This is a genomic window from Shewanella sp. 0m-6, from assembly GCF_052977325.1.
Genome location: NZ_JBRIMD010000005.1, coordinates 212,053 through 233,134, shown reverse-complemented (window position 1 = coordinate 233,134; position 21,082 = coordinate 212,053). Strand labels below are relative to the sequence as shown.

The 21,082-nt window shown below is 43.6% G+C and carries 22 protein-coding genes and 1 riboswitch; of the genes, 7 read left to right on the top strand and 15 right to left on the bottom strand.

All coding sequences use genetic code 11. From position 1 onward, the window contains the following. Window positions 1–57 precede the first annotated feature (57 nt). On the top strand, window positions 58–990 hold the full coding sequence (locus ACVBJC_RS06130; RefSeq protein ID WP_447159839.1) for a LysR family transcriptional regulator: 933 nt from the start codon (window positions 58–60) through the stop codon (window positions 988–990). Window positions 991–1,035: 45 nt separating this feature from the next. Here ACVBJC_RS06130 and ACVBJC_RS06125 read toward each other — a convergent pair whose 3' ends face one another. Both ACVBJC_RS06125 and purE read right to left on the bottom strand, forming a co-directional pair. Further along, complete coding sequence (locus ACVBJC_RS06125) at window positions 1,036–2,136, bottom strand: 5-(carboxyamino)imidazole ribonucleotide synthase (protein ID WP_447159840.1); 1,101 nt, start codon at window positions 2,134–2,136, stop codon at window positions 1,036–1,038. Then, the gene (gene purE / locus ACVBJC_RS06120) at window positions 2,136–2,618 is read right to left on the bottom strand and encodes a 5-(carboxyamino)imidazole ribonucleotide mutase (RefSeq protein WP_447159841.1); all 483 of its coding nucleotides are present in this window, start codon (window positions 2,616–2,618) and stop codon (window positions 2,136–2,138) included. Before purE ends, ACVBJC_RS06125 begins: the two co-directional genes overlap by 1 nt. A 199-nt stretch (window positions 2,619–2,817) precedes the next feature. Between purE and ACVBJC_RS06115 the strand changes: the two genes are divergently transcribed. Then, complete coding sequence (locus ACVBJC_RS06115) at window positions 2,818–3,768, top strand: LysR family transcriptional regulator (protein ID WP_447159842.1); 951 nt, start codon at window positions 2,818–2,820, stop codon at window positions 3,766–3,768. A gap of 255 nt (window positions 3,769–4,023) precedes the next feature. On the opposite strand, the gene ACVBJC_RS06110 is transcribed toward ACVBJC_RS06115, so the two are convergent. After that, window positions 4,024–4,284 carry a chemotaxis protein gene (locus tag ACVBJC_RS06110; RefSeq protein WP_447159843.1) on the bottom strand — a complete coding sequence of 87 codons (261 nt, stop codon included), beginning with the start codon at window positions 4,282–4,284 and terminating at the stop codon, window positions 4,024–4,026. A gap of 232 nt (window positions 4,285–4,516) precedes the next feature. Here ACVBJC_RS06110 and ACVBJC_RS06105 point away from each other — a divergent pair, with 232 nt between their 5' ends. Beyond that, window positions 4,517–4,879: a response regulator gene (locus ACVBJC_RS06105; RefSeq protein ID WP_447159844.1), complete on the top strand. Its 363-nt coding sequence runs from the start codon at window positions 4,517–4,519 to the stop codon at window positions 4,877–4,879. A gap of 151 nt (window positions 4,880–5,030) precedes the next feature. Here the strand turns inward: ACVBJC_RS06105 and ACVBJC_RS06100 are convergent, their stop codons facing one another. The 8 genes from ACVBJC_RS06100 to ACVBJC_RS06065 form a co-directional block, all read right to left on the bottom strand. After that, window positions 5,031–5,369 (bottom strand): hypothetical protein, encoded by a 339-nt coding sequence (locus ACVBJC_RS06100; RefSeq protein ID WP_447159845.1) that lies wholly within the window; start codon window positions 5,367–5,369, stop codon window positions 5,031–5,033. 161 nt (window positions 5,370–5,530) lie between these two features. After that, window positions 5,531–6,679, bottom strand: coding sequence for a 2-iminoacetate synthase ThiH (gene thiH / locus ACVBJC_RS06095; RefSeq protein WP_447159846.1), 1,149 nt, complete (start codon window positions 6,677–6,679; stop codon window positions 5,531–5,533). Beyond that, window positions 6,672–7,436 (bottom strand): thiazole synthase, encoded by a 765-nt coding sequence (locus ACVBJC_RS06090; protein WP_447159847.1) that lies wholly within the window; start codon window positions 7,434–7,436, stop codon window positions 6,672–6,674. Before ACVBJC_RS06090 ends, thiH begins: the two co-directional genes overlap by 8 nt. A 1-nt stretch (window position 7,437) precedes the next feature. Beyond that, window positions 7,438–7,695, bottom strand: a complete 258-nt coding sequence (gene thiS, locus ACVBJC_RS06085; protein WP_447159848.1) for a sulfur carrier protein ThiS — start codon at window positions 7,693–7,695, stop codon at window positions 7,438–7,440. Window positions 7,696–7,842: 147 nt separating this feature from the next. Beyond that, on the bottom strand, window positions 7,843–8,643 hold the full coding sequence (locus ACVBJC_RS06080; RefSeq protein ID WP_447159849.1) for a HesA/MoeB/ThiF family protein: 801 nt from the start codon (window positions 8,641–8,643) through the stop codon (window positions 7,843–7,845). 13 nt (window positions 8,644–8,656) lie between these two features. After that, the gene (thiE, locus tag ACVBJC_RS06075) at window positions 8,657–10,270 is read right to left on the bottom strand and encodes a thiamine phosphate synthase (RefSeq protein WP_447159850.1); all 1,614 of its coding nucleotides are present in this window, start codon (window positions 10,268–10,270) and stop codon (window positions 8,657–8,659) included. Window positions 10,271–10,272: 2 nt separating this feature from the next. Continuing rightward, a complete protein-coding gene (gene thiC, locus ACVBJC_RS06070) occupies window positions 10,273–12,261 on the bottom strand; it encodes a phosphomethylpyrimidine synthase ThiC (RefSeq protein WP_447159851.1) in 1,989 nt (662 codons plus the stop codon). A 145-nt stretch (window positions 12,262–12,406) separates the two neighbouring features. Further along, window positions 12,407–12,505, bottom strand: a riboswitch (TPP riboswitch). Window positions 12,506–12,859: 354 nt separating this feature from the next. Further along, a complete protein-coding gene (locus tag ACVBJC_RS06065) occupies window positions 12,860–13,687 on the bottom strand; it encodes a hypothetical protein (protein ID WP_447159852.1) in 828 nt (275 codons plus the stop codon). Window positions 13,688–13,966: 279 nt separating this feature from the next. On the opposite strand from ACVBJC_RS06065, the gene trhA reads away from it, so the two are divergent. Beyond that, window positions 13,967–14,674 carry a PAQR family membrane homeostasis protein TrhA gene (gene trhA / locus ACVBJC_RS06060; protein WP_447159853.1) on the top strand — a complete coding sequence of 236 codons (708 nt, stop codon included), beginning with the start codon at window positions 13,967–13,969 and terminating at the stop codon, window positions 14,672–14,674. Between the two features lie 75 nt (window positions 14,675–14,749). Here trhA and ACVBJC_RS06055 read toward each other — a convergent pair whose 3' ends face one another. Further along, complete coding sequence (locus tag ACVBJC_RS06055; RefSeq protein WP_447159854.1) at window positions 14,750–15,298, bottom strand: DTW domain-containing protein; 549 nt, start codon at window positions 15,296–15,298, stop codon at window positions 14,750–14,752. A 154-nt stretch (window positions 15,299–15,452) separates the two neighbouring features. After that, a complete protein-coding gene (def, locus tag ACVBJC_RS06050; RefSeq protein ID WP_447159855.1) occupies window positions 15,453–15,944 on the bottom strand; it encodes a peptide deformylase in 492 nt (163 codons plus the stop codon). Between the two features lie 235 nt (window positions 15,945–16,179). Between def and ACVBJC_RS06045 the strand changes: the two genes are divergently transcribed. Continuing rightward, window positions 16,180–17,901 carry an MFS transporter gene (locus ACVBJC_RS06045; protein ID WP_447159856.1) on the top strand — a complete coding sequence of 574 codons (1,722 nt, stop codon included), beginning with the start codon at window positions 16,180–16,182 and terminating at the stop codon, window positions 17,899–17,901. Window positions 17,902–18,106: 205 nt separating this feature from the next. Here the strand turns inward: ACVBJC_RS06045 and ACVBJC_RS06040 are convergent, their stop codons facing one another. Then, on the bottom strand, window positions 18,107–18,778 hold the full coding sequence (locus tag ACVBJC_RS06040; protein ID WP_447159857.1) for a hypothetical protein: 672 nt from the start codon (window positions 18,776–18,778) through the stop codon (window positions 18,107–18,109). 238 nt (window positions 18,779–19,016) lie between these two features. On the opposite strand from ACVBJC_RS06040, the gene ACVBJC_RS06035 reads away from it, so the two are divergent. Together ACVBJC_RS06035 and ACVBJC_RS06030 are read left to right on the top strand one after the other, a co-directional pair. Then, window positions 19,017–19,343 (top strand): MGMT family protein, encoded by a 327-nt coding sequence (locus ACVBJC_RS06035; protein ID WP_447160012.1) that lies wholly within the window; start codon window positions 19,017–19,019, stop codon window positions 19,341–19,343. A 73-nt stretch (window positions 19,344–19,416) separates the two neighbouring features. After that, the gene (locus tag ACVBJC_RS06030) at window positions 19,417–20,202 is read left to right on the top strand and encodes a DUF3108 domain-containing protein (protein ID WP_447159858.1); all 786 of its coding nucleotides are present in this window, start codon (window positions 19,417–19,419) and stop codon (window positions 20,200–20,202) included. Between the two features lie 79 nt (window positions 20,203–20,281). Here ACVBJC_RS06030 and ACVBJC_RS06025 read toward each other — a convergent pair whose 3' ends face one another. Further along, entirely contained in the window at window positions 20,282–21,064 is a 783-nt protein-coding gene (locus ACVBJC_RS06025; protein WP_447159859.1) for a class II glutamine amidotransferase, read from the bottom strand. Between the last annotated feature and the right edge of the window lie 18 nt (window positions 21,065–21,082).

The following is a 21,082-nucleotide window of genomic DNA, read 5'->3' as shown; positions in this document are numbered from 1 at the left end:
TGTTATCTGCCCATTGCAACTAGCACATAAAGCGGATTTCACGAGTCTTGAGTGATTATGGATAGAGCAAAATCAACCTTAGAGCAGTGGCGTATACTGCAAGCTGTCGTCGACTTTGGCGGGTACTCACAAGCTGCCGAAAAACTGAATAAAAGCCAATCGTCGCTTAACCATGCTGTTGCCAAATTACAGTTTCAGCTTGGCGTGCAATTACTCGAAGTTAAAGGACGCAAAGCCTACTTAACCGAATGTGGAGAAGTGTTATTACGTCGCTCAAGACACATTACTCAATCAGTCAATGAGCTAGAGGTGTTAGCGAACAACCTAGAAACTGGCTGGGAGCCTTCCTTAACCATTGCCCGTGAAATTATCTACCCAATGGAACACCTAGTTGCTGCTCTGAGCGATTTTCTGCCTGTAAGCCGTGGGACACGAGTCACTGTGCTCGATACCGTTATTACTGGAACGACGGAACAGATTAGCGAACAAAATGTTGATTTAGCCATTTGTGGTGGCCCACCACCTCAAGGCTATTTAGCTGAACCATTATTAGATATCGATTTGTTATTGGTTTGCCACCCTTCTCACCCACTGGCACAGATGAAAGTCATCGAAGATGATCAAACTCTGGCTCAGCATTTACAAATCGTGATTAAAGACACGAGTCTTACTCCACTGAGCGAACTTGGTTGGCTCAAGGCTGAGCAGCGCTGGACGGTGAGTAATTTTCATGAAGCCATTACCATTTTAGAAAGAAATATCGGATTTTGCTGGGTTCCAGAGCACCAAGTTAAACAGTACATTGAAAATAATCAGCTAGTTAAATTAAATCTCAAAGGTTCAAGTAAGCGTAAAGTTACACTCAGTTTAGTGATCCCAAATAGAGATAAACAGGGCCCAGCAAGTGAGTTACTGGAGTCGCTAATCAAAAGGCATCATCAGGTGATAGAAGATTGTATCGATATGACTAAAAATAAAGGCCAACCCTAGGGCTGGCCTCTTAACGAGAAACACTCAGGTTAATCTGACTCTCATTTAACGATTAATGTCTAACTGTGTTTGTGCTTGTAACATTTGTTGTTTCAAGCCGCTATAGTCATCAGCGCTAAAGTTAACGTGACCAAGCTTACGGTTAGGTTTAGGGACCTTATTGTACCAGTGCAGACTGGAAGTGGCAGTAATGCTATCCAGTGGCGGTTTAGCTGTACCCAATAGATTAAGCATCCCCACCTTACCTTGAACCCGGCTCTCGCCTAGTACCAGCCCCGCAATTGCTCGGATATGATTTTCAAACTGACAGGTTTGACTACCAAGCTGTGTCCAGTGGCCACTGTTATGAACTCTTGGCGCTAGCTCATTTACCAGTAACTCTCCATTAACCACGAATAACTCTATAGCGAGCACACCAACATAGTCTAAATGATGGGTTATACGCCTAAAGTAATCCTCTGCAGCGGCTGTCATTGCAGGTGTAAGGTTTTCAGCTGGTGCCGTCGACGCAATTAAAATGCCATTATCATGGCGATTTTCGGTTAATGGATAGCAAGTAATGTTTCCCTGCTTATCTCTTGCACCAATAATTGATACTTCACGTTCAAAACCGATCCACTCCTCAGCTAAATAAGAGTCTGGCACCAGGTGAGTGGCAACCGAATCAAGATCATCTTGAGTTTTGATCACCCATTGGTTTTTACCGTCATACCCTTCTTCGAGCGACTTAATAACCAAGGGGAAGCCTAGATGCGTACCAAGCTCGTTGATACTTTCACCATGAGAAAAAGCGGCGCAAGGTATATGTAGCTCAGACAACAACTGCTTTTCGGCGATACGGCTCTTACAACGAGCAACACTGTCAACATTTGGACTGGTAGTGCAAAGTGCTGATAGCGCAGTTAACAAACTTAAATCAACTTGCTCCTTTTCAACAGTGACCACATCAGGATGTCCAAGAGCGGCATATAATTGATTCACATCATCATCAATAGACCAATTCAAGATCTTACCAAGACCATTTACACAAGCCGTATCAGTATTGGCTCCGGTATCATTAATAAAGCTAAATTTGATCCCCAGAGGCAAACCCGATAACGCCATCATTCGCGCAAGCTGACCGCAACCAATAATGGCAATATGCATTATTCAACCTCCAGCGGTACACCCGCTGTTTGCGTGGCGCGCCAATCACAAAGTCGCTTAGTTAGCGCTTTATCTGCCAATGCCAATATTTGTGCAGCCATGAGCCCTGCGTTATACGCCCCGGGATCACCAATGGCTTGCGTCGCGACAGCCACACCTTTTGGCATCTGTACTATCGACAATAAGCTGTCCATACCTTTAAGCGCTTTACTTGATACAGGAACCGCAATCACAGGTAGATGGGTCATGGCAGCTGTCATGCCAGGCAAATGCGCAGCACCACCCGCACCAGCAATAATCACTTCGACTCCATTGCTTGCAGCTTGCTGACTAAATTCAACCAAACGCTCGGGTGTTCTGTGTGCAGATACCACTTGAGCGTGATACTTAATACCGAGCTCTTCAAGGACTAGAGTGGCATTTTTCATCGTTGGCCAGTCACTTTGTGACCCCATGATAATAGCGACTTTGACAGGTTCCATAATTACCTCTTTATTGGTTAACCATAATGTGAACAATGCATAAGTAGGAATGCCTACCGACACATAAAAAGGGAACGCAACAGCTAATGAATAAGTAATAGATTGGGTGCGATGTTGCGCAGTGTGCCAGAATTGTTTTATATATGAAAATAGATGTTATCATGTTTATATATAGATAAATAACTATAAAGTTCAAATTATGTCTTTACGTTTGCAAGCCCATATGGGGACCCTAAGACAGTTAGAAATATTACTGGCTGTATATGACTCTGGCACTGTGAGCGGTGCTGCCCTGAACCTGCATCTAACTCAACCGACAATCTCGATGCAATTAAAGAAGTTAGCAGAGGTTATAGGCTTGCCTTTGTATAATGTCATTGGCCGTAAAATCGTCTTTACCGAAGCGGGTCTTGAAGTGGTTAAAACCGCGACCGAGGTACTGGGTAGTTTCGCACGACTCGAGAGTTCACTATCCGATTTAGGCGAGCTGAAATCGGGAACGTTAAGGCTAGCAGTCGTCACCACATCAAAATATTTTATCCCTCACTTATTGGGGCCATTTTGCGAACGGTATCCCAATGTCGATGTACAGCTAAATGTGGGCAATCGACAACAAATTATCGAGCGTTTAAAGCAAGGCGTTGATGACTTCTACGTGTTTAGTCATCCTCCAGCGGATCTCAACACTGAAAGTATTGAGTTTTTTAATAACCCCTTAGTTGCTATCGCTCATGAAAACCATCCATTTTCGAAGCTAAAATCGTTATCACTCGATAAACTCAGTCAAGAACCCTTTTTAATGCGAGAAAACGGTTCTGGTACCCGTTTAGCCATCGAACATTTTATGGAGAAGCAAGGGGTTAACTTAAATATTAAAATGACTATCGAGAGTAATGAAGCCATCAAGCATTCGGTCATGGCAGGCTTAGGGATCAGTATTTTGTCTGCCCATACACTCGTGTTTGGTGGTAATGCGGGGTTAACGCAGCTCAAGGTTAACTCATTACCGATTAACTCAAATTGGTATTTTTTGTGGTTGAAGTCGAAAAGGCAAACCGAGATTGCACAGGCTTTTCTTCGACATGTTGAAACCGACGGACGCCGCATGTTAACGCAATTAAATCGCCACCCCTTATACCAATCAGTATAAGAAGTTGTTCAACGCAGAAGTAGGCAACCAAAAACGCTCCAGAATGGCGAGTTTTAGCGGCTCTGATACTGTGTTAACGAGCTTAAACGTAGAATTACTATGCGCTTCACTCCTTGCAGACCACATCGTCTAGTATGTTCCCGACATACATAAGACATTTCATCCATCCCTGGAGGTCAGATGTGGTGAATGTCATTGCACTTTAATATTACGCCTTGATACTGCAGCTTAATCTAGTACCTAGATATTACGATATTACACCTTGATATTAATCAAGCTGCCTATCATATCTGATGCTGTTTGGATCACCTCAGCCGACGCCTGGGCATGAATCACCGCTTGAGTTGCATCAACTAATGCTTGCGTTGTACTGCTTGGCATACTGACATTGTCAACCGTCGTCGTGCCTGCAACTGATTGGCTCGCACCGGCAACATCAATCGTCGCTTGGGTTAAGTCTGTCTGCGCCGCTTGAAATCCATTGTGCCCAGAAATGATACTCGGTAGGATCTGCATTATTTTCTCCATAGCAAACAATTTAGTAGCACAATTATCAAGCAAAAATTTAAAGAAGTACAGTTTATACCAATTGTAAAAAAACAGACCGCTAACAATCATTGACCCAATCGATGAATAAAGATTCATTGTTCTGCTAATCTTAGAAATAGCCTTTAAGTCACTAAAATGATACGGTTATCACATAAATACAAGAAATTGGAAATAGCGCAATCTTGCGAGGAGATCTCTAATGAAAAAAGCGAGAATACTGGTCGTAGATGACGATCCTGTCTGCTCAAGCCTTTTATTATCTATCTTAGGCGATGACTACCAAGTCACAACCGTTAATTCAGGTGATGATGTTACTGATATTGCCAATATCCAGCGCCCAGATGTTATCTTTTTAGATATTATGATGCCGGGTAAAAACGGTTATCAGGTACTGAAAGATTTAAAAGAAGATCCACAAACCTCTATGCTACCCGTCATTATCGTGAGCGCCCTTTCGGAACAGTCTGATGAAAACCTTGCATTAAGGATTGGTGCTGACGGCTATATAGCCAAACCTATCACGCCATCAAATGTGTATGAAGTACTTAAAAAGCAGCTCTAACCAAACCTACTTCTAAATGACAAAGCACCAAAGTACAGCTTATGTTCCACAGCTAATTGCTAGTGAAGTATTCCACTAGCGAAAAAGCGGCATTTACACTGTCTGCTGCACAGCTTTATCGTAATGGCTTATTGTTAAGACGTGAGTCTAATCAACTCAGCGCATAGGCAAACACCATAGCGAGCCGTTTAATGCAGCTCAAGGTAAAAGTGATCAGGGTGTAACGTTTTAACTTAGGAAATAGCTCTCGACAAATCACCTGCTTATCTTGGAATACACCGATGTTACTAATCGGAAGCAATAAGGCTTTAATCTGATACGTTTGCTTAGCAAACGTCACAGAATAGCGCTTATAAGGCAGCCATAAGAACTTTTTAAACACGATATTGCCTTCACAGCTCACCCTTAATGTTCCCGATAAACTATGGTAATCGAACTTAACTTGATGACCACTTAGCTCAAGGGTTTTATGATGTTTAAACCAACTCATGGTAAATCCTTTTTATGTCGCTTCCATATGACTATGCACTTGGCTAATGAATAACTTACCTAAACTGACATTTACCTAAACTGATATATCAAACAAGCTCAAATTATTCATCTTGCCTATATGTGCTACCAATATGTACCATCTATATATTTACACCGCCATCACCAACCTGTTTCCCAGTCTTTCCAAACCGGGTTAACTCCACGTTGCAGCATGGCGTTAGCAACGGCTTGTGGCGTCCGTGCATCACTAATTTCAAACTGATCGAGCTCAGTATTAGGTTCAACATAACCGCCAGGCTGAGTTGAACTGCCCGCACTAACATTCGTCACACCGAGTCCGAACAAATTATCTCGAAGCTTAGGCGTTTCTCGTGTCGATAAACTGATCTCTAGCTGCTGATTAAACAAACGAAAAGCACAGATCATCTGTACCAAGCCTTTGTCTGTTAATTCCACTTTAGGTGACACCCCGCCAGTACAAGGTCTGAGTCGCGGCAGAGAGATACTGTAACGACTTCGCCAATAGGTTTTCTCTAGGTAATCGAGATGGTACCCCATTAACAATGCATCCAAACGCCAATCATCTAAGCCTAACAACACACCTAATCCGATTTTATCAACCCCAGCCCGAGCGACTCTATCGGGTGATTCAAGCCTATACACAAAGTCCTTCTTTTTTCCTCGAGTATGATGTTCGGCATAAATCACAGGGTTATACGTTTCTTGATACACCATCACCGCATCAAGCCCCTCACTCACTAACTCTCGGTAATCTTGCTCGTCAAGCGGCTGTACCTCCATGGCCACGTGGCTAAATTGCTCACGAACCAAAGGCAGAACTTGTTTAAAGTAATCTAGTCCTACTTTAGTTTCGTGCTCACCCGATACCAGTAAAATAGAATCGTATCCCATAGCTTTAATTAAGCGCATCTCATCTGACACCTCATCATTAGACAAGGCCTTGCGCTTAATTTTATTACTCATCGTAAAGCCACAGTAATCACATTCATTGGCGCAAAGATTAGATAGGTAAAGCGGAATATACATGCCGACACTTGCACCAAAGCGCTGCCGAGTGAGTGCCGCCGACAGCTGCGCCATCTGCTCAAGATATGGCTCAGCAGCTGGTGATAATAGTGCCAATAAACTATCTAAATTACCCGCAGCCTGATGCAACGCCCGCTCAACATCGTTTGCGGTTTGCGAATAGAGTTTCAGCTTAAGCTCTGAGCGAGACAGCTTTTTAAACACATCAACAAAACTTTTTTGCTGCTCTGTTTGAGGATTTTTCTGACGTTGGTTATTCATTTAAAAACCCTGTTAACGGGCTGGTGTGATGTGCTTGATGACTCACTGCGCCGAGCCCTGCCATATAGGCTTGTCTGCCGGTATTTACCGCTTGTGCGAAGCAGCGCCCCATGGCAACAGGATCAGAACTGCTGGCAATCGCAGTATTAACGAGCACTGCATCGGCCCCCAGCTCCATAGCATGAGTGGCTTGTGACGGTGCGCCAATTCCAGCATCAACAATCACTGGTACTTTAGCTTGCTCAATAATGATCTTTAAAAAGGTTTCGGTGGCTAATCCCTGATTTGATCCTATCGGGCTACCCAGTGGCATCACTGCAGCGCAGCCCACCTCTTCTAAACGTCGACAAAGCACTGGATCTGCATGAACATATGGCAAAACCACATAACCTTGTTCACATAAAATCCGCGCCGCTTCTAAGGTTTCGATAGGATCTGGCATTAAATACTTAGGGTCAGGGTGGATCTCAAGCTTAATCCAATTAGTGCCTAACACCTCTCTCGCCAGATGGGCCGCAAAAATCGCTTCTTTGACGTTGCGAGCCCCTGCCGTATTAGGTAGAAGTTTTACGCCACTGTCTAACAATGGTTTTAATATATTGTCGCTGCCAGTCTTAAGATCCAGTCTTTTAACCGCCAGTGTCACCAGTTGGGATTGAGATGCTTCAATGGCGGCCAACATGGTTTCTGGCCCAACGAACTTACCTGTACCGGTAAATAATCGTGATTCAAATTGATGTTCTGCAATCGTTAACATTTTAGCCTCCGGCTACGACAGAAAAGAGTTCTAGTTTATCGGCTGTTTTACACTGCGTAATAGGCCAGCTTTGTCGAGGTACAACCTCTGCGTTAAGCGCAGCCGCTATCGCCTTTATCTCAATGCCTTGTGCCAGACTATAAGCTTCGATCACAGCCTGTAGTGTTGTGTGGTTAGCGAGCTGCTTAACTTCATCATTGATACTGATTGAAATGCCACGGCAGTCTTTCTGTTCATCATTATTATTAACTTGCTGCATAAAATTGCTCCACAGATTAGCCCCTCGCTGTACAAAATTGAGCTCGAGGCTAATCATTCTCGGTTAATACTTTCCGGTTAAGACTTATCGCCTAATACTTCCCAATTAAAACTTCCCGATTAAGATTTCTCGGCTAATACTCAACGGTTAATAATTGACGGTTTTAATACGGCATACTGAACAGTCTTTATTGCGTGGAACCGTCGCTTCTCGCCAGCTAAATTGGTTACCATCGAAACGAAATAACTTACCGACGGTCTCTCTACAACCTAATAACTGTTGCAGTGCAATCAAAGCTTGCATCGATGCCAGTACGCCTACCATAGGTCCTAATACCCCCACGGTTTGACAGCTTTGACTAACTTGCATATCTGCAGGGAATAGACAGTGATAACAACCAGATTGTGGGCTATATTGCTGGTCTATATGCAATAATTGTCCTTGAAAGTGTGCTGCCGAAGCTGACACCAAAGGCAACTCATGACTCATTGCAAACCCATTAATCAATTGGCGGGTATCAAAGTTGTCACTGCAATCAAGTAATAGATCATATTGGTCAACATCTGTGTTAAGCACTTGCTTGATATTGTTTTTCATCAAGTGTTCAGTAACGGCCTTTAACTTGACGTGAGTGTATGCTTGGCCAAGCTTTTGCTGTGCCACTCGCGCTTTTTTATACCCAATATCGCTGACCGTAAATATCAGCTGCCGTGGAAGGTTTGATAACTCAACCTCATCACCATCCACCAGCGTTATGCGGCCAACGCCTGCAGCGGCTAGGTACTGAGCAGCTAAATTACCTAACCCTCCAATACCGATTACGGCAACATGCGCATTAGCCAGTGAGACCTGTCCAGCCTCACCCACTTCGGGTAGTAGGACCTGCCGTGAATATTGCAGAAAGTCGCTATCGCTTAACGCGTTGCATACCCCTTTGGTCATTGTCATTTTGATATTCCCGTCATACCGACTCATGCCATGCTTGGGTTAACGTGTTAAATGCGGACGCTGGATCTTCTGCTTCAGTCAAAGCCCGTACAACAGCAATATCATCTACGCCAGTCGCCTTAACACTTTCAAGCCTTGAGGCATCTATCCCCCCAATCGCGACGATGGGTAGCTCCCCCTTCATCAATGACACGTACCTTGCAAGCTTTGCTAGCCCCTGCGGTGTAGAGGGCATCACCTTGGTCGATGTAGCAAATATATGACCAAAAGCGATATAGGACGGGCTGTGCTGCTTAGCGAGCAAAATCTCAAAATAACTATGGCTAGACAAACCAAGTGCCATATTCGCCTCAGCTAACTGCTTAAGATCACAGTCCATTAAGTCTTCCTGACCCAGGTGCACACCGTACGCTTGATGCTTTATCGCCAGTAACCAATGATCATTAATAAACACTCGCGCCTGGTAATCACGCCCCAGCGCAATGGCTTGAATTATCTGCTGCTCCAAAGATTGAGACTTCAATGCAAGCTCTTTGGGATCTTTTAGCCGAAGTTGTATAGTTCTCGCTCCAGCTTTTAACAGCGTTTCGAGTAAAACCACATCTGCTACAACCGGGTACACGCCCAAAGCTGCATTAATCTTTTTAAAACCATTGAGCTCGCCTTCTCTAGTTAGCTCATTATTAGCCAATGAACAGGGTAAGTGGTCTTGCTCGGTGACTTGTTTGATATAAGGGAATAAGTTGATCTCCCTTGGCCACGCCGTTCTTTTTAGGCAGCCGGGGCCTTTCCCCGGTTGATAACTCAAACGCAGGCCTGCACTAACATAGGCTTTAGCCACTACAACGGCATCATTAAGCACAAAACCATGAGCCATCACAGCAGCGATAGCTGATGATAAGGTGCAGCCAGTACCATGATTATTACCGCTGATTTCTCTTATGCTCGATAACCAAAAGCCTTGCCACTGATGCTGCTTGGATATGCCATCTACATCCCGACAAATCAGTAAGTCATTAGCCTGCTGTTGACACCAACTTGGGCCTTTATCTCCGCCTTTTGCCAGCACTGATGTTGCAAGCATATCAGCAAGCGTTTTAGCCGCTACGATACATGCGTCAATATCATCGAGTGTGTGCCCCGCTAGCACCTCAAGCTCAGCGTTATTGGGAGTGACTAAATTTAGCAGCCCTTTGAAAGGACTAAAGTCTAGCCTGGCATTATTTGCCAGTTGATCACCACAAGTCGCTACCATCACGGGATCTAAGATAACAGGAACCTTAATACCGACTTTAAGCCAACTCGCTTGTTGAGTGCTAAGCCATGACGCTAACGCAGTAATTTGTGACTGGTCTGCCAGTAAACCGATTTTAATCGCAGCTGGCGGCAGGTCTGCTAGCAAAGTATCAAGCTGAGAGCGTAACATTTGCGCGGATACCGCCTCCACCAACGACACCGTCACCGAGCTTTGCGCTGTCACAGCAGTGATAACGCTGCACGCATGGGCATCGAGATCTGACATGGTTGCCAGATCCGCTTGAATACCCGCGCCGCCTCCGCTATCTGAACCCGCAATCGTCCACACTATCGGACGCTTGTCAGGCCAACTATGGGGAGCATTTTTCATGACTAATCCTCTAGCACCACATCACGCTTTTTTTCAGCGGCTTCATGGTAGAGTTCCGCCCCCTTGGCTTTAAACTCAGCCGACATCTGTGCCATGCCCTGCTCACGAACAACAGTCGTTTCACTCACTGTGTATGATTGATATTCAGCATCCGATTTAATATCGATGCTGCTAACCTGTTGTTCACGCTCTTGAGCGGCGGCATAATCACGGACTTCTTGAGTGATCTTCATCGAACAGAATTTTGGGCCACACATGGAGCAAAAGTGTGCCACTTTGGCAGACTCTTGAGGTAAAGATTCATCATGATAAGCACGCGCTGTATCAGGATCTAAACCAAGGTTATATTGATCTTCCCAGCGAAACTCAAAACGTGCTTTTGATAAAGCATTGTCACGAATTTGCGCGCCAGGGTGTCCCTTTGCAACATCGCCAGCATGAGCTGCAATTTTGTAGGTAATAAGTCCTTGTTTCACATCTTCTTTATTCGGCAAGCCTAAATGCTCTTTTGGCGTGACATAACACAACATGGCGCAGCCATACCAAGCGATCATTGCCGCACCAATACCTGAAGTGAAGTGATCGTAACCCGGCGCGATATCTGTTGTTTGCGGGCCTAACGTATAAAATGGCGCTTCATCACACAGCTCAAGCTGTTTATCCATATTCTCTTTGATGAGATTCATTGGAATATGACCTGGTCCCTCGATAATGGTTTGCACATCATATTCCCACGCAATTTTCACCAGCTCGCCTAAGGTTTCTAATTCCGAAAACTGCGCTTCATCGTTTGCATCGGCAATAGATCCCGGACGCATACCGTCCCCCAGCGACAGTGATACATCGTATGCGGCGCAGATCTCACAGATCTCACGAAAATGTTCATAAAGGAAATTTTCTTTATGGTGTGACAAGCACCATTTGGCCATGATTGAACCGCCACGCGACACGATGCCCGTTAAACGTTTTGCCGTCATTGGTACATAACGCAGTAACACACCAGCATGAATAGTGAAGTAGTCTACGCCTTGTTCGGCTTGTTCGATCAAGGTATCGCGAAAGGTTGCCCAATTTAGATCTTCTGCAACGCCGTTTACTTTTTCAAGCGCTTGATAAATTGGTACCGTACCAATTGGCACTGGTGAGTTACGAATAATCCATTCACGGGTTTCATGAATATAACGTCCCGTCGACAAGTCCATCACGGTGTCAGCGCCCCAACGCGTCGACCAAACAAGCTTTTCAACTTCCTCTTCGATTGACGATGTCACCGCAGAGTTACCAATATTGGCGTTAACTTTAACCAAAAAATTACGCCCAATAATCATAGGCTCAGCTTCTGGGTGGTTGATATTTAAAGGGATGATAGCTCGGCCACGGGCAATTTCTTGTCTAACAAATTCAGCGGTTATCGGCTCGCCAATCACTGCGCCAAAACTTTCCCCCTTATCTTTTTGCGTTAAGATAGGGTCTCGTACTTCTACCTGTGCCATGTTTTCACGAATGGCAATGTACTCCATTTCAGGCGTGATAATGCCCTGCCTTGCATAGTGTAACTGCGTCACACATTTACCTATTTTGGCACGACGAGGTGGTAATAATGACTCAAATCGAAGGTGGTCTAAGCCGTCATCAGCTAAGCGCTGCTGAGTAAAGCCAGAGCTGACACCTGCAAGTTGCTCGGTATCATCGCGCTCTTCTATCCAATGCTCGCGGAACTTTTCTAACCCTTTACGCACATCGATTTTTGCATCAGGATCAGAATACGCACCTGCGCAGTCGTAGACTTTTAGTGGAGGGTTGGCTTCAAATATAGGATTGGCTTCAGAGCCGCTAATTAGGGTATCAGCTTGGTGTATTTGGCGCATACCCACTTTTAGATCTGTTCGACTACCTTGTAGGTAAATTTTTTCAGAATTTGGGTGCTGTAGCGGCTTTAAGTTATCAATAAACTGTTGAGCTTGAGCTCGGGTTTCGCGGCGTTTTGACATTAGCAAACTCACTTTATAAAAAGAAATGAAGTTGCTTGTCAGGAGAAATGAGAATGTGAAAAGTTGAACGGATAGTAAGGCAATAAACGCCAGCTACACGTAACCTTCGAAACATTGCTTAAGCATGTCTTAAACAGACATTTTTGCAATGATTTCGCTTGTTTCCTTCGCAGGTTCTAGCCTGATCAGGTTCAACGGATCCCGAATTAACGGTCTCAGCCATATGGCACTCCGACAAGATGAACTGGCAGTATAGTCCTATCGACTTGTGACATACAAGTGCTTAAGTAGATATTAGACCACAATAAACAAGCAAAAAATTAGAACCATAACCAACTGTTATATATGAGTTTTAACTTGTAAAATGGGTGGTTCCGTTAAAATAGATGAATTTTTATCAACTAAAACTTATCCCTTTTTACTTATCATTCGCTTATCTAGTCGTGCGGAAATCGCATCATTGATCGCTTTTTTTATCTTGTCTCCACCACAATTAAATGGGTAACCCAGGTTTTCTGCAAAGGGGTTAATTTGCGTTGGCACTTGGACAATGCGATAGCACGTATCACCTTGCCTGACGATGCGATTCGGATCTAATCTATGGTTGGTTGGTTGTGAGCACCTTGCTGTACTCATCAACTTGAGGGAAAACTAACTCTTGCATGTCGCCATCCATCTTACTCAAGGAACGCTTTTTAGTATATTGATCAGCCTTGTCTATAATGAGTTCATCGAGTTTGCTGGCTCGTTGCTTGGCCAAGTAAGACTGCGTAAACAGGCTTGAGCTTGATGCTAAATTTTGACTACTATTTTGACCTGAACTTGAATTCGCATTTTGAGTAGGAATTAAGTTTAACTTTTCATACTGACTATTCTCACTGCGAGCTATCGTGCCCTTTGTGTTACTCGCCTTTTTTATTGTCAGCTTTGTTATAGTGCCCTTTGTCATAGCCTGCTTTGTTATAGTACCTTTCGTTATAGCGTCCTTTGTTTTACTGACCTTAATTGACCCGTTGTTAGTTTCACGCTCTTGCCACACTTTCTCTTGTAGTTCTTTCTCTTGCGAAGTAGCAGCAACAATCTCTGGATTTACGACAGGTTTTACTGTGACTTCACTTTTCACTTCAAGCTCAATATCCGTTTTTATTACTTGCTCAATAACTTTTTGATCTGTGACTTTTGGCTCAGTGACGTTTTGAGGAACTTGATACAGGTATGATTGAATTTTAGCGCCGGACACATTTTTAGTTACCAGTGCTGTGCCTGTCCATAATTGGTTTATCGCAACGATAGCCACAAGGTGTAATAGTATGACACTGGAGATAATGAGCAAGCCGTTGAATCGAACTTGGCGTTGCTGTTGCTTACTTTTTTCTGCGTTAACGATTTGCTCGCGTTTGGCCTCCCACTTCTGCGTCGCTCTCAATTGGCTCTTGTGCTTAATTAGACACTCTTCCTATAGTGATAACAGCTCTCAGCTTAAATAAGTTCACATTAGTTATTTATGCTAGGCTGAGGAGCCCATTGAATATCGCACACTAAACACAGGAGCATCCAAGAGATACTGATTTCAAGAGTGTCAGTCCAGAGTTGTCAGTTTAAGAACTGCCAATTTAAGCGTACACGTGTTCGCTTAAACTGTAGCTTTTACAATCTAAAATGTTACACTGACCACAATTATGGTAATCCAGAAGTCATTTATATAATGCCAGTAGAACATGCGACAGCTCCAGATAATCAAGGTTCTAAGCCAACGAATAAGCCAACAAGTAAACAAATAACCTCTGCTAATTATTGTGCTAATGAAGAGCTAGCCAATAGCCTCAGTCATGGTATTGGCGTACTTGCAGGGATCGTGGGGCTGATTTTATGTCTGCTTAAAGGCTATGATCACCTCAGTTTTATTCAGTTAACCGGCGTGGTCGTATACTGCTGTAGTATTATTTTACTGTTTCTTTGTTCAACCCTTTACCACTATGCAACTTCGCCTCTAGTAAAACATAAGTTAAAAATTGCCGATCACTGCGCCATCTATCTGTTAATTGCCGGAACCTATACGCCGCTGATATTGATTACGCTGGCGAGCAGCGACGCCAATTGGGTATTAATTGCCATTTGGTCACTTGCCATTGGCGGTATTTTGTTTAAAACCCTATTTATTGGCCGCTTTAAAGTGTTTAGCTTAGTCTTGTATTTAGTGATGGGTTGGCTATGTGTGACGGTGATGCAAGAGCTAATCGCCAACATGTCAGATTTAGGTTTCAATTTATTGATAAGCGGTGGGCTCTTTTATAGCTTAGGTGTCATTTTCTACGTCGCTAAACGCATCCCCTTCAATCATGCTATTTGGCACTTGTTTGTTTTAGGTGGCGCGGTATCTCACTTCTTATGTATTTACTTAACCGTGATTTAACTCGCTAATATCGATAACTTTAAGCTTTACTTCACTCGATACAACAAAGGCGCTTATAGCGCCTTTTTTTATGAGTTAATCATCTACTGATAACTGGCAAAAATCGATAAACCTTTCGGTTAACAACTGAGCCTCATCAGTCATTTCGGCTTGTTTAAATAGCTCAATAATACATTCGAGTGTGCACAAACCTCCCTCAACCTGATTGCGCCTGAGATTAAACTGTGAGTCTGGCGTATCGCTTAAAGAGAAAGTGTTAGCTGTTTTTAGATAAGGGCTTTGGCGCAGCATTTTACGGGCTTCTTGCCAAGTCGCATCTAAAATCACTACTGTTTCTGGCCACTTTAGTACTTTATCTGTGTTTCGAGATGCTCGGCATTGAGAAGCACTGCTTTCAACAGCTGTGTTTACCGAGCCTTCATCTTGAGACAGAGCGGCTGAGTCCACCTCAGGGAATAACAGCGCCGTTGTCGATTCAGTTAACTTATCTAATAAAAGCTGTGATGGCGTTACCCGAGACCACATGATCCGCTGACAATATTCAGGGAACTGTTGCAGTGCAATATTGCCCGTATTCGTTGGACGGATTGCTTCTCGCTCATGGGTTAGTAATATGACGTGCAATGGTCTGACTCTTAATGTAACAAGATGCGAGTATATACCGAAACAGCTAAAGGTGTAGAAAAACTCATAAAAAAGCGCACCTTACAGAGGTGCGCTTCATTGTACTACAGTGTTTTATCTAAGCCTGCATGCAACTTAGCAATACACTGCTCATCTATTTGTATTTTTTAACTTTCTTTAAGGCTATCTGCTGTTTTAGCATAGAAAGATGATCGGTAAATACCACACCATTTAGGTGATCCATTTCATGCTGCAACACGATTGCTAAAAATTCATCGGTATCAATTTCAAACGTTTTACCGTGACGATCTAATGCGCTTACTTTAACCCCTTCATGGCGATTGACTTTAGCGCGATAACCCGGGATAGATAAACAACCTTCTTCGCCTTGATACGAACCACGCGATTCAATAATCTCTGGGTTAATCAATACTACTGGCTGATCGCGTTCTTCAGATAAGTCGATAACCAAAATAGCATGCAAACTACCAACCTGAGTTGCAGCTAGGCCGATACCGTCATCGGTGTCGTACATAGTCTCAATAAGATCATCAATAAAACCTTGTACAGACTCAATATCTGTTACAGGTACCGCCTTACGCTTAAGGCGTTCATCGGGGATCGTTAAAATGTCTAGCACAGCCATATCATTATCACACTAATGTTAACTAAAAAAATTCGCGCTATTATGACCGAAACAATCGCAAAGGCAACTACCGCGGCGATTTAAGTCTATTTAAGTTCAATAGCCCTTTCAGTATATCTTCTCTATTGCCTCCCAAATCACTACATACACCAGCCGCTAATTTAAACAATTAGCTCCACATTTACGCAACATGTGATAGCATAAAACAAAATGTATAAAATATACGGAAAATAATATGACACAAGCAGGACGCACTGCACTGCCCCCTACATTCTTCGTTGCCAATACGATGGAGATCTTTGAACGCCTTGCTTGGTATGGCTTTTTCGCCCTATCCTCCCTTTATATGACCTCACCGCAAAATCAGGGTGGCTTAGGATTTTCAGATCAAGAACGTGGCTTATTACAAGGTATGATCCCGTTTTTCCTTTATTTATTCCCTGTACTAACTGGAGCACTTGCCGACCGATATGGTTATCGGAAAATGTTCTTAGTGGCTTACGCTATCATGTGCCCCAGCTACTACCTACTTGGCCAAGTTGATACCTTTATGGGATTCTTTGTGGCCTTTATGGGGGTCGCAGTAGGAGCTGCCTGCTTTAAACCTGTGGTCACTGGCACCGTAGCCCGAACAACAGATGATACAAACAGGGGATTAGGCTTCGGGATCTTCTACATGATGGTCAATATCGGTGGGTTCTTAGGTCCCTTCATTGCCGGCTATGTTAGAGCGATTAGCTGGGATTGGGTGTTTATCATGTCATCATTTTGGATTGCAATTAACTTTATTCCAGCTTTCTTTTTCTATAAAGAACCTACGGATCAAAGCCAGCAGAAAGGTAAACCTCTTAAAGCCGTATTCCAAGACATCCAAGAAGTTCTTGGCAACGCCCGCTTTGCCATTTTATTCTTTGGTACGTTAATCATCTTAATGTCCTATGGCGCCAAGTGGATCACGGGGGAGACAACCCTAATCATTTATGCAGCCTGGTTCACTGGCCATATCATCTGGGACAAGCTAGCATCAACAAAACCCAAAGCTCCGTGGTACGCGCAGAAAATCAGTCTAGGTAACAAACCCTTTGTGATCTATCTACTCATCCTATCCGGTATGTGGATGGTCTATCAGCAGATATTTATTACCTTACCTATCTACATTCGAGACTTTGTCGATACATCTGATTTAGTGATGATGCTCGCAGGTTACCCTGACTTATTACAGTTTTTCGCCCCTGTTGATACGAGTTTACTGCAATCGGAATTAACCCGCTTAAGCCATGAGGTGGCTGCAGGGACAGTTAACGTTAAGCAAGCTTACTTTGAACTTGTTCATACAAAAGTCATGGTGCCAACAGCTGAGATAAGCCAAGCGGTAAATGCTATATCACAAAACCCTGCGCTTGCGGCGCAATATGCTCAAACATGGGCAAGTGAATATCGCCAAGTTAACCCTGAGTACCTTATTGGACTTAACTTTTTGTCGATTGTAATAATGCAGTTGATGATCAGTCGTTTCGTAGAACGTTTCCAAGCATTACCCGTTTTGGTTGGTGGCACGATTATTCTCGCCTTAGGCACTGCCATTGGCGGACTGGCGCATGGCGCAATCATGGGCGGGGCAATGGTGCTGACCTCTATCTTGGTATTCTCAATTGGCGAAATGGTTGCATCACCGAAAAGCCAAGAGTATGTGGCAAGCTTTGCGCCAAATGACAAAAAAGCCATGTTTATGGGTTACTACTTTGTCTCTTCAGCGATTGGATTCTTACTGGCGGGCCCGCTATCTGGCTACCTATACTCAGAAGTTGCCAAAGGCGCTGGTCGCCCAGGTCTGATGTGGTACATCATAGGGGCACTTGGTTTGGTAACGGCACTTGGTTTAGTACTGTTCCATAAGTTTGGTACCACACCAGAAGCTGCAGATGATACTGCAGTGCCAGTAGCTCAAGCGACTTAAATCATTAACCCTTAAGTAAGTGGTTGTCACTTATTGCGAATATACCCAAGGATAAGCCTATTGATAACTCAAATTTTCAATAGGCGTTAACCAGCAATAAATCTTATTCAACGGCGCTTAAAACCAAAAGCCCATGTCGGTCTAATCAGATCAACATGGGCTTCTTAATGCTACGTTAAAACTCATAGCGAACCAACCGCACTATTTAAAATTGAGAGCGCACCGCAAACACCCACTGAGTGTCTTCGCTTTCAAAGCGATCAAGCTTTTCCCAATCATACTGATAACGCACAAGCCAAGACCATTGTGGGTTAATCTGATAACCAAGTGCTAGCCAACTTCTCGCCTCATAGCGCTCAACGCCGTCAACACCGGCATTACCCTGCAGGTAAAACTCACTATACCAATGTTCAGTCATCGCCTTTAACACAGTCATATTGGCATTGGCAGCAGTGCTGTCTTTATATGACTTAACGGCTAAATGATTCACCGCCAATTCTGTAAATACCTGGGTTGAAAACCAGCCCTGATGCTCGGTCATAAGTCCCATTTGGTACTGATAATGGCTGGCTTTACCTTGGGGTGTATCAGTTTTACCATGAACAACAGAGGCTCTAAAATTTACCTGCTGCGTAGAGTAAAGGTAACCTAAGTGCCATTTATCGCCGCCAATATTGGTATTGGCTGAAAACTTTTGGTGGCTTGTTGCAAAGCTACCACCAAGCTTAAACACATCGCCATCAAAACCAACATAGAGCGAATCATTCAAATTTAATGGATCTGCAATATGTCTAAAATCGCCTGCGAAAACTGGGACTGATGCAACTGAGAGTAATAACAAAGCCCCCAGAAAATGACTTAACCTCTTTACTGACATTATATCTACCGTCAAAAAAGCGCTATTATTACTTTAGCGCCAAGTATCGGCAAGAGCTTTTACTTTATATTACAACCCATTAACCCTGAACTATAGCACCACCAAACCATTAACATTGGTAACACTAATAAGCGTAAATATGAGCCATATAGAGCAAGATTATTGACCTTCTCAAGGTTAAATCTTACGGTAATAAAAGGAACTCGATTTGATTCAAAAAAGCAGTAAGCCTTCAGCAATGACGCAAATTTGGCATATTGTGTCTATGATCCCTGAAGGGAAAGTCTGTTCTTACGGAAAAGTCGCCGACTTAGCAGGCTTACCTGGGCGAGCTCGTTACGTTTCAAAAGCGCTTAAGTTAGCACCCGATGAATTAAACCTGCCATGGCACAGAGTGATTAATAGCCAAGGAAAAATATCATTTGCTGAACATAGCTCGCCATTCATTGAACAGATGCAGCGACTGCGCAGCGAAGACATTATAGTGAACCGTGGCAAAGTTAAGTTGTCTGAATATGAGTGGCAACCTGATATCGCAACATTAGTGCTTTCATTACCATTTTAGATGCTAGTGTCATTAATATATTGTATTAAAATTAGGCCAGTGCCAAATCATCCTCGATTGTAAGGAGTTGTCTTTGTTAAAAACGTTACCAGCTCTATTCGCTACTAGCTTGCTGTTTGTCAGTCATATTTGTCTTGCCAATACAACAGCATTAACACCACATACTGCAGAGTATCAAGTCAATTACGGCAGTATTGAACTAGGCCGCGCCCGCTATATCCTCGATGCGCCCGACGGCAACCTATTTCAATACCGTTTTGATAGTGATGTGGGCTTGCTCATGCTATCTGACCAACGTCATATACGCAGTGAATTTACTTTAGAGGGTAATAATCAGCTGATGCCTATGCGTTATTCAGTTGAGCGCACCGGCACCGGACCAAGTTTTAGAGAGCAAGCCGCTTTTGCAAAAGGCCAAAATGTTATCCATAGCCGATACAAAGATGAGCGAACCCAATTTCCTTATGACAGCCAGTTATTTGATCCGCTGATGGTTCAGTTACAGTTTAGACTCGACATGGAAGCCCATAAAGATGAACTGCATTACACCATGGTAAAAGAGGGCGAGGTCGATGATTACGCTTTTAAAATTGTAGGCAAAGAACGGGTAAATATCGACAGTGGCAGCTACCAAACCATTAAGTTTGAAGTGGTACGCAAGAGCAAAAAACGCCAGACTTTCTTTTGGATGGCGCCAGAACTTAGCTACCTTCCTATCCGCTTAACCCATTTTGAGAAAGGCAGTAAACAACTCGACATCAAACTGCTTAATTATCATTTTGCCCCCGTAAAGCCAATTGATGAATCAACATCAGAACAGGCTCAATTACATGATGTTCCTAGCAATGAAAAAGGCTAATTTCGCAGCTACAGCGTATCAAGTTCTAAAAGCTAGCCACACCAAACGTAGCGAGCTTTTTTATTTCAGTAAGCCGTTATTAACTGGACGAGCTGACTAACTCACCTTTTTTAAATAACTTCCATTCACCGGGAGTTAATACGTTCCACTGTTCGTTATTAGTTAAAGGCCTTGTGGCTATCACCGTGACAACATCGTTAGGTGTGGTCTCTTTATCAAAGTCAATCACCACATCGGTATCAATCAACTTAGCTTTGCCAAAAGGCGCGCGTCGAGTGATATAGCAAAGGTTATTGCTGCAATAACTCATAAGGTGTTCACCGTCACTTAAGATCATATTGAACACACCTAATGTGCGAATTTCATCGGCGAGTGTCGAAATATAATCATAAACCGCTAGCCTATCAGCAGGAGCTGTATCACCAAATGCCTCAACCACTTTGTCCATGATCCAACAAAAAGCCATTTCACTATCGGTATCCCCTACCGCGGTAAAACGCTTTGAGACAAATTTTTGCTCATAACCACTTAGCTGACCATTATGGGCGTATGTCCAATACTGGCCCCAAAGCTCACGCGTAAACGGGTGGGTATTTTCAAGTGAAACACAACCTCGATTAGCTTGACGGATATGACTTACAACCACTTCGCTTTTTATCGGGTACGATTTTATAAGCTGTGCAACATGAGACTCGCTACTCGGGCGCGCATCTTTAAAGGTGCGGTTACCTTTACCTTCGTAAAACGTGATCCCCCAACCATCGACATGTGGTCCAGTTACACCCCCTCGTTGGGCAAGCCCTGTAAAACTAAATACAATATCGGTCGGAACATTGGCACTCATGGCCAGTAACTCGCACATTAATCTCTATCCCGTTTA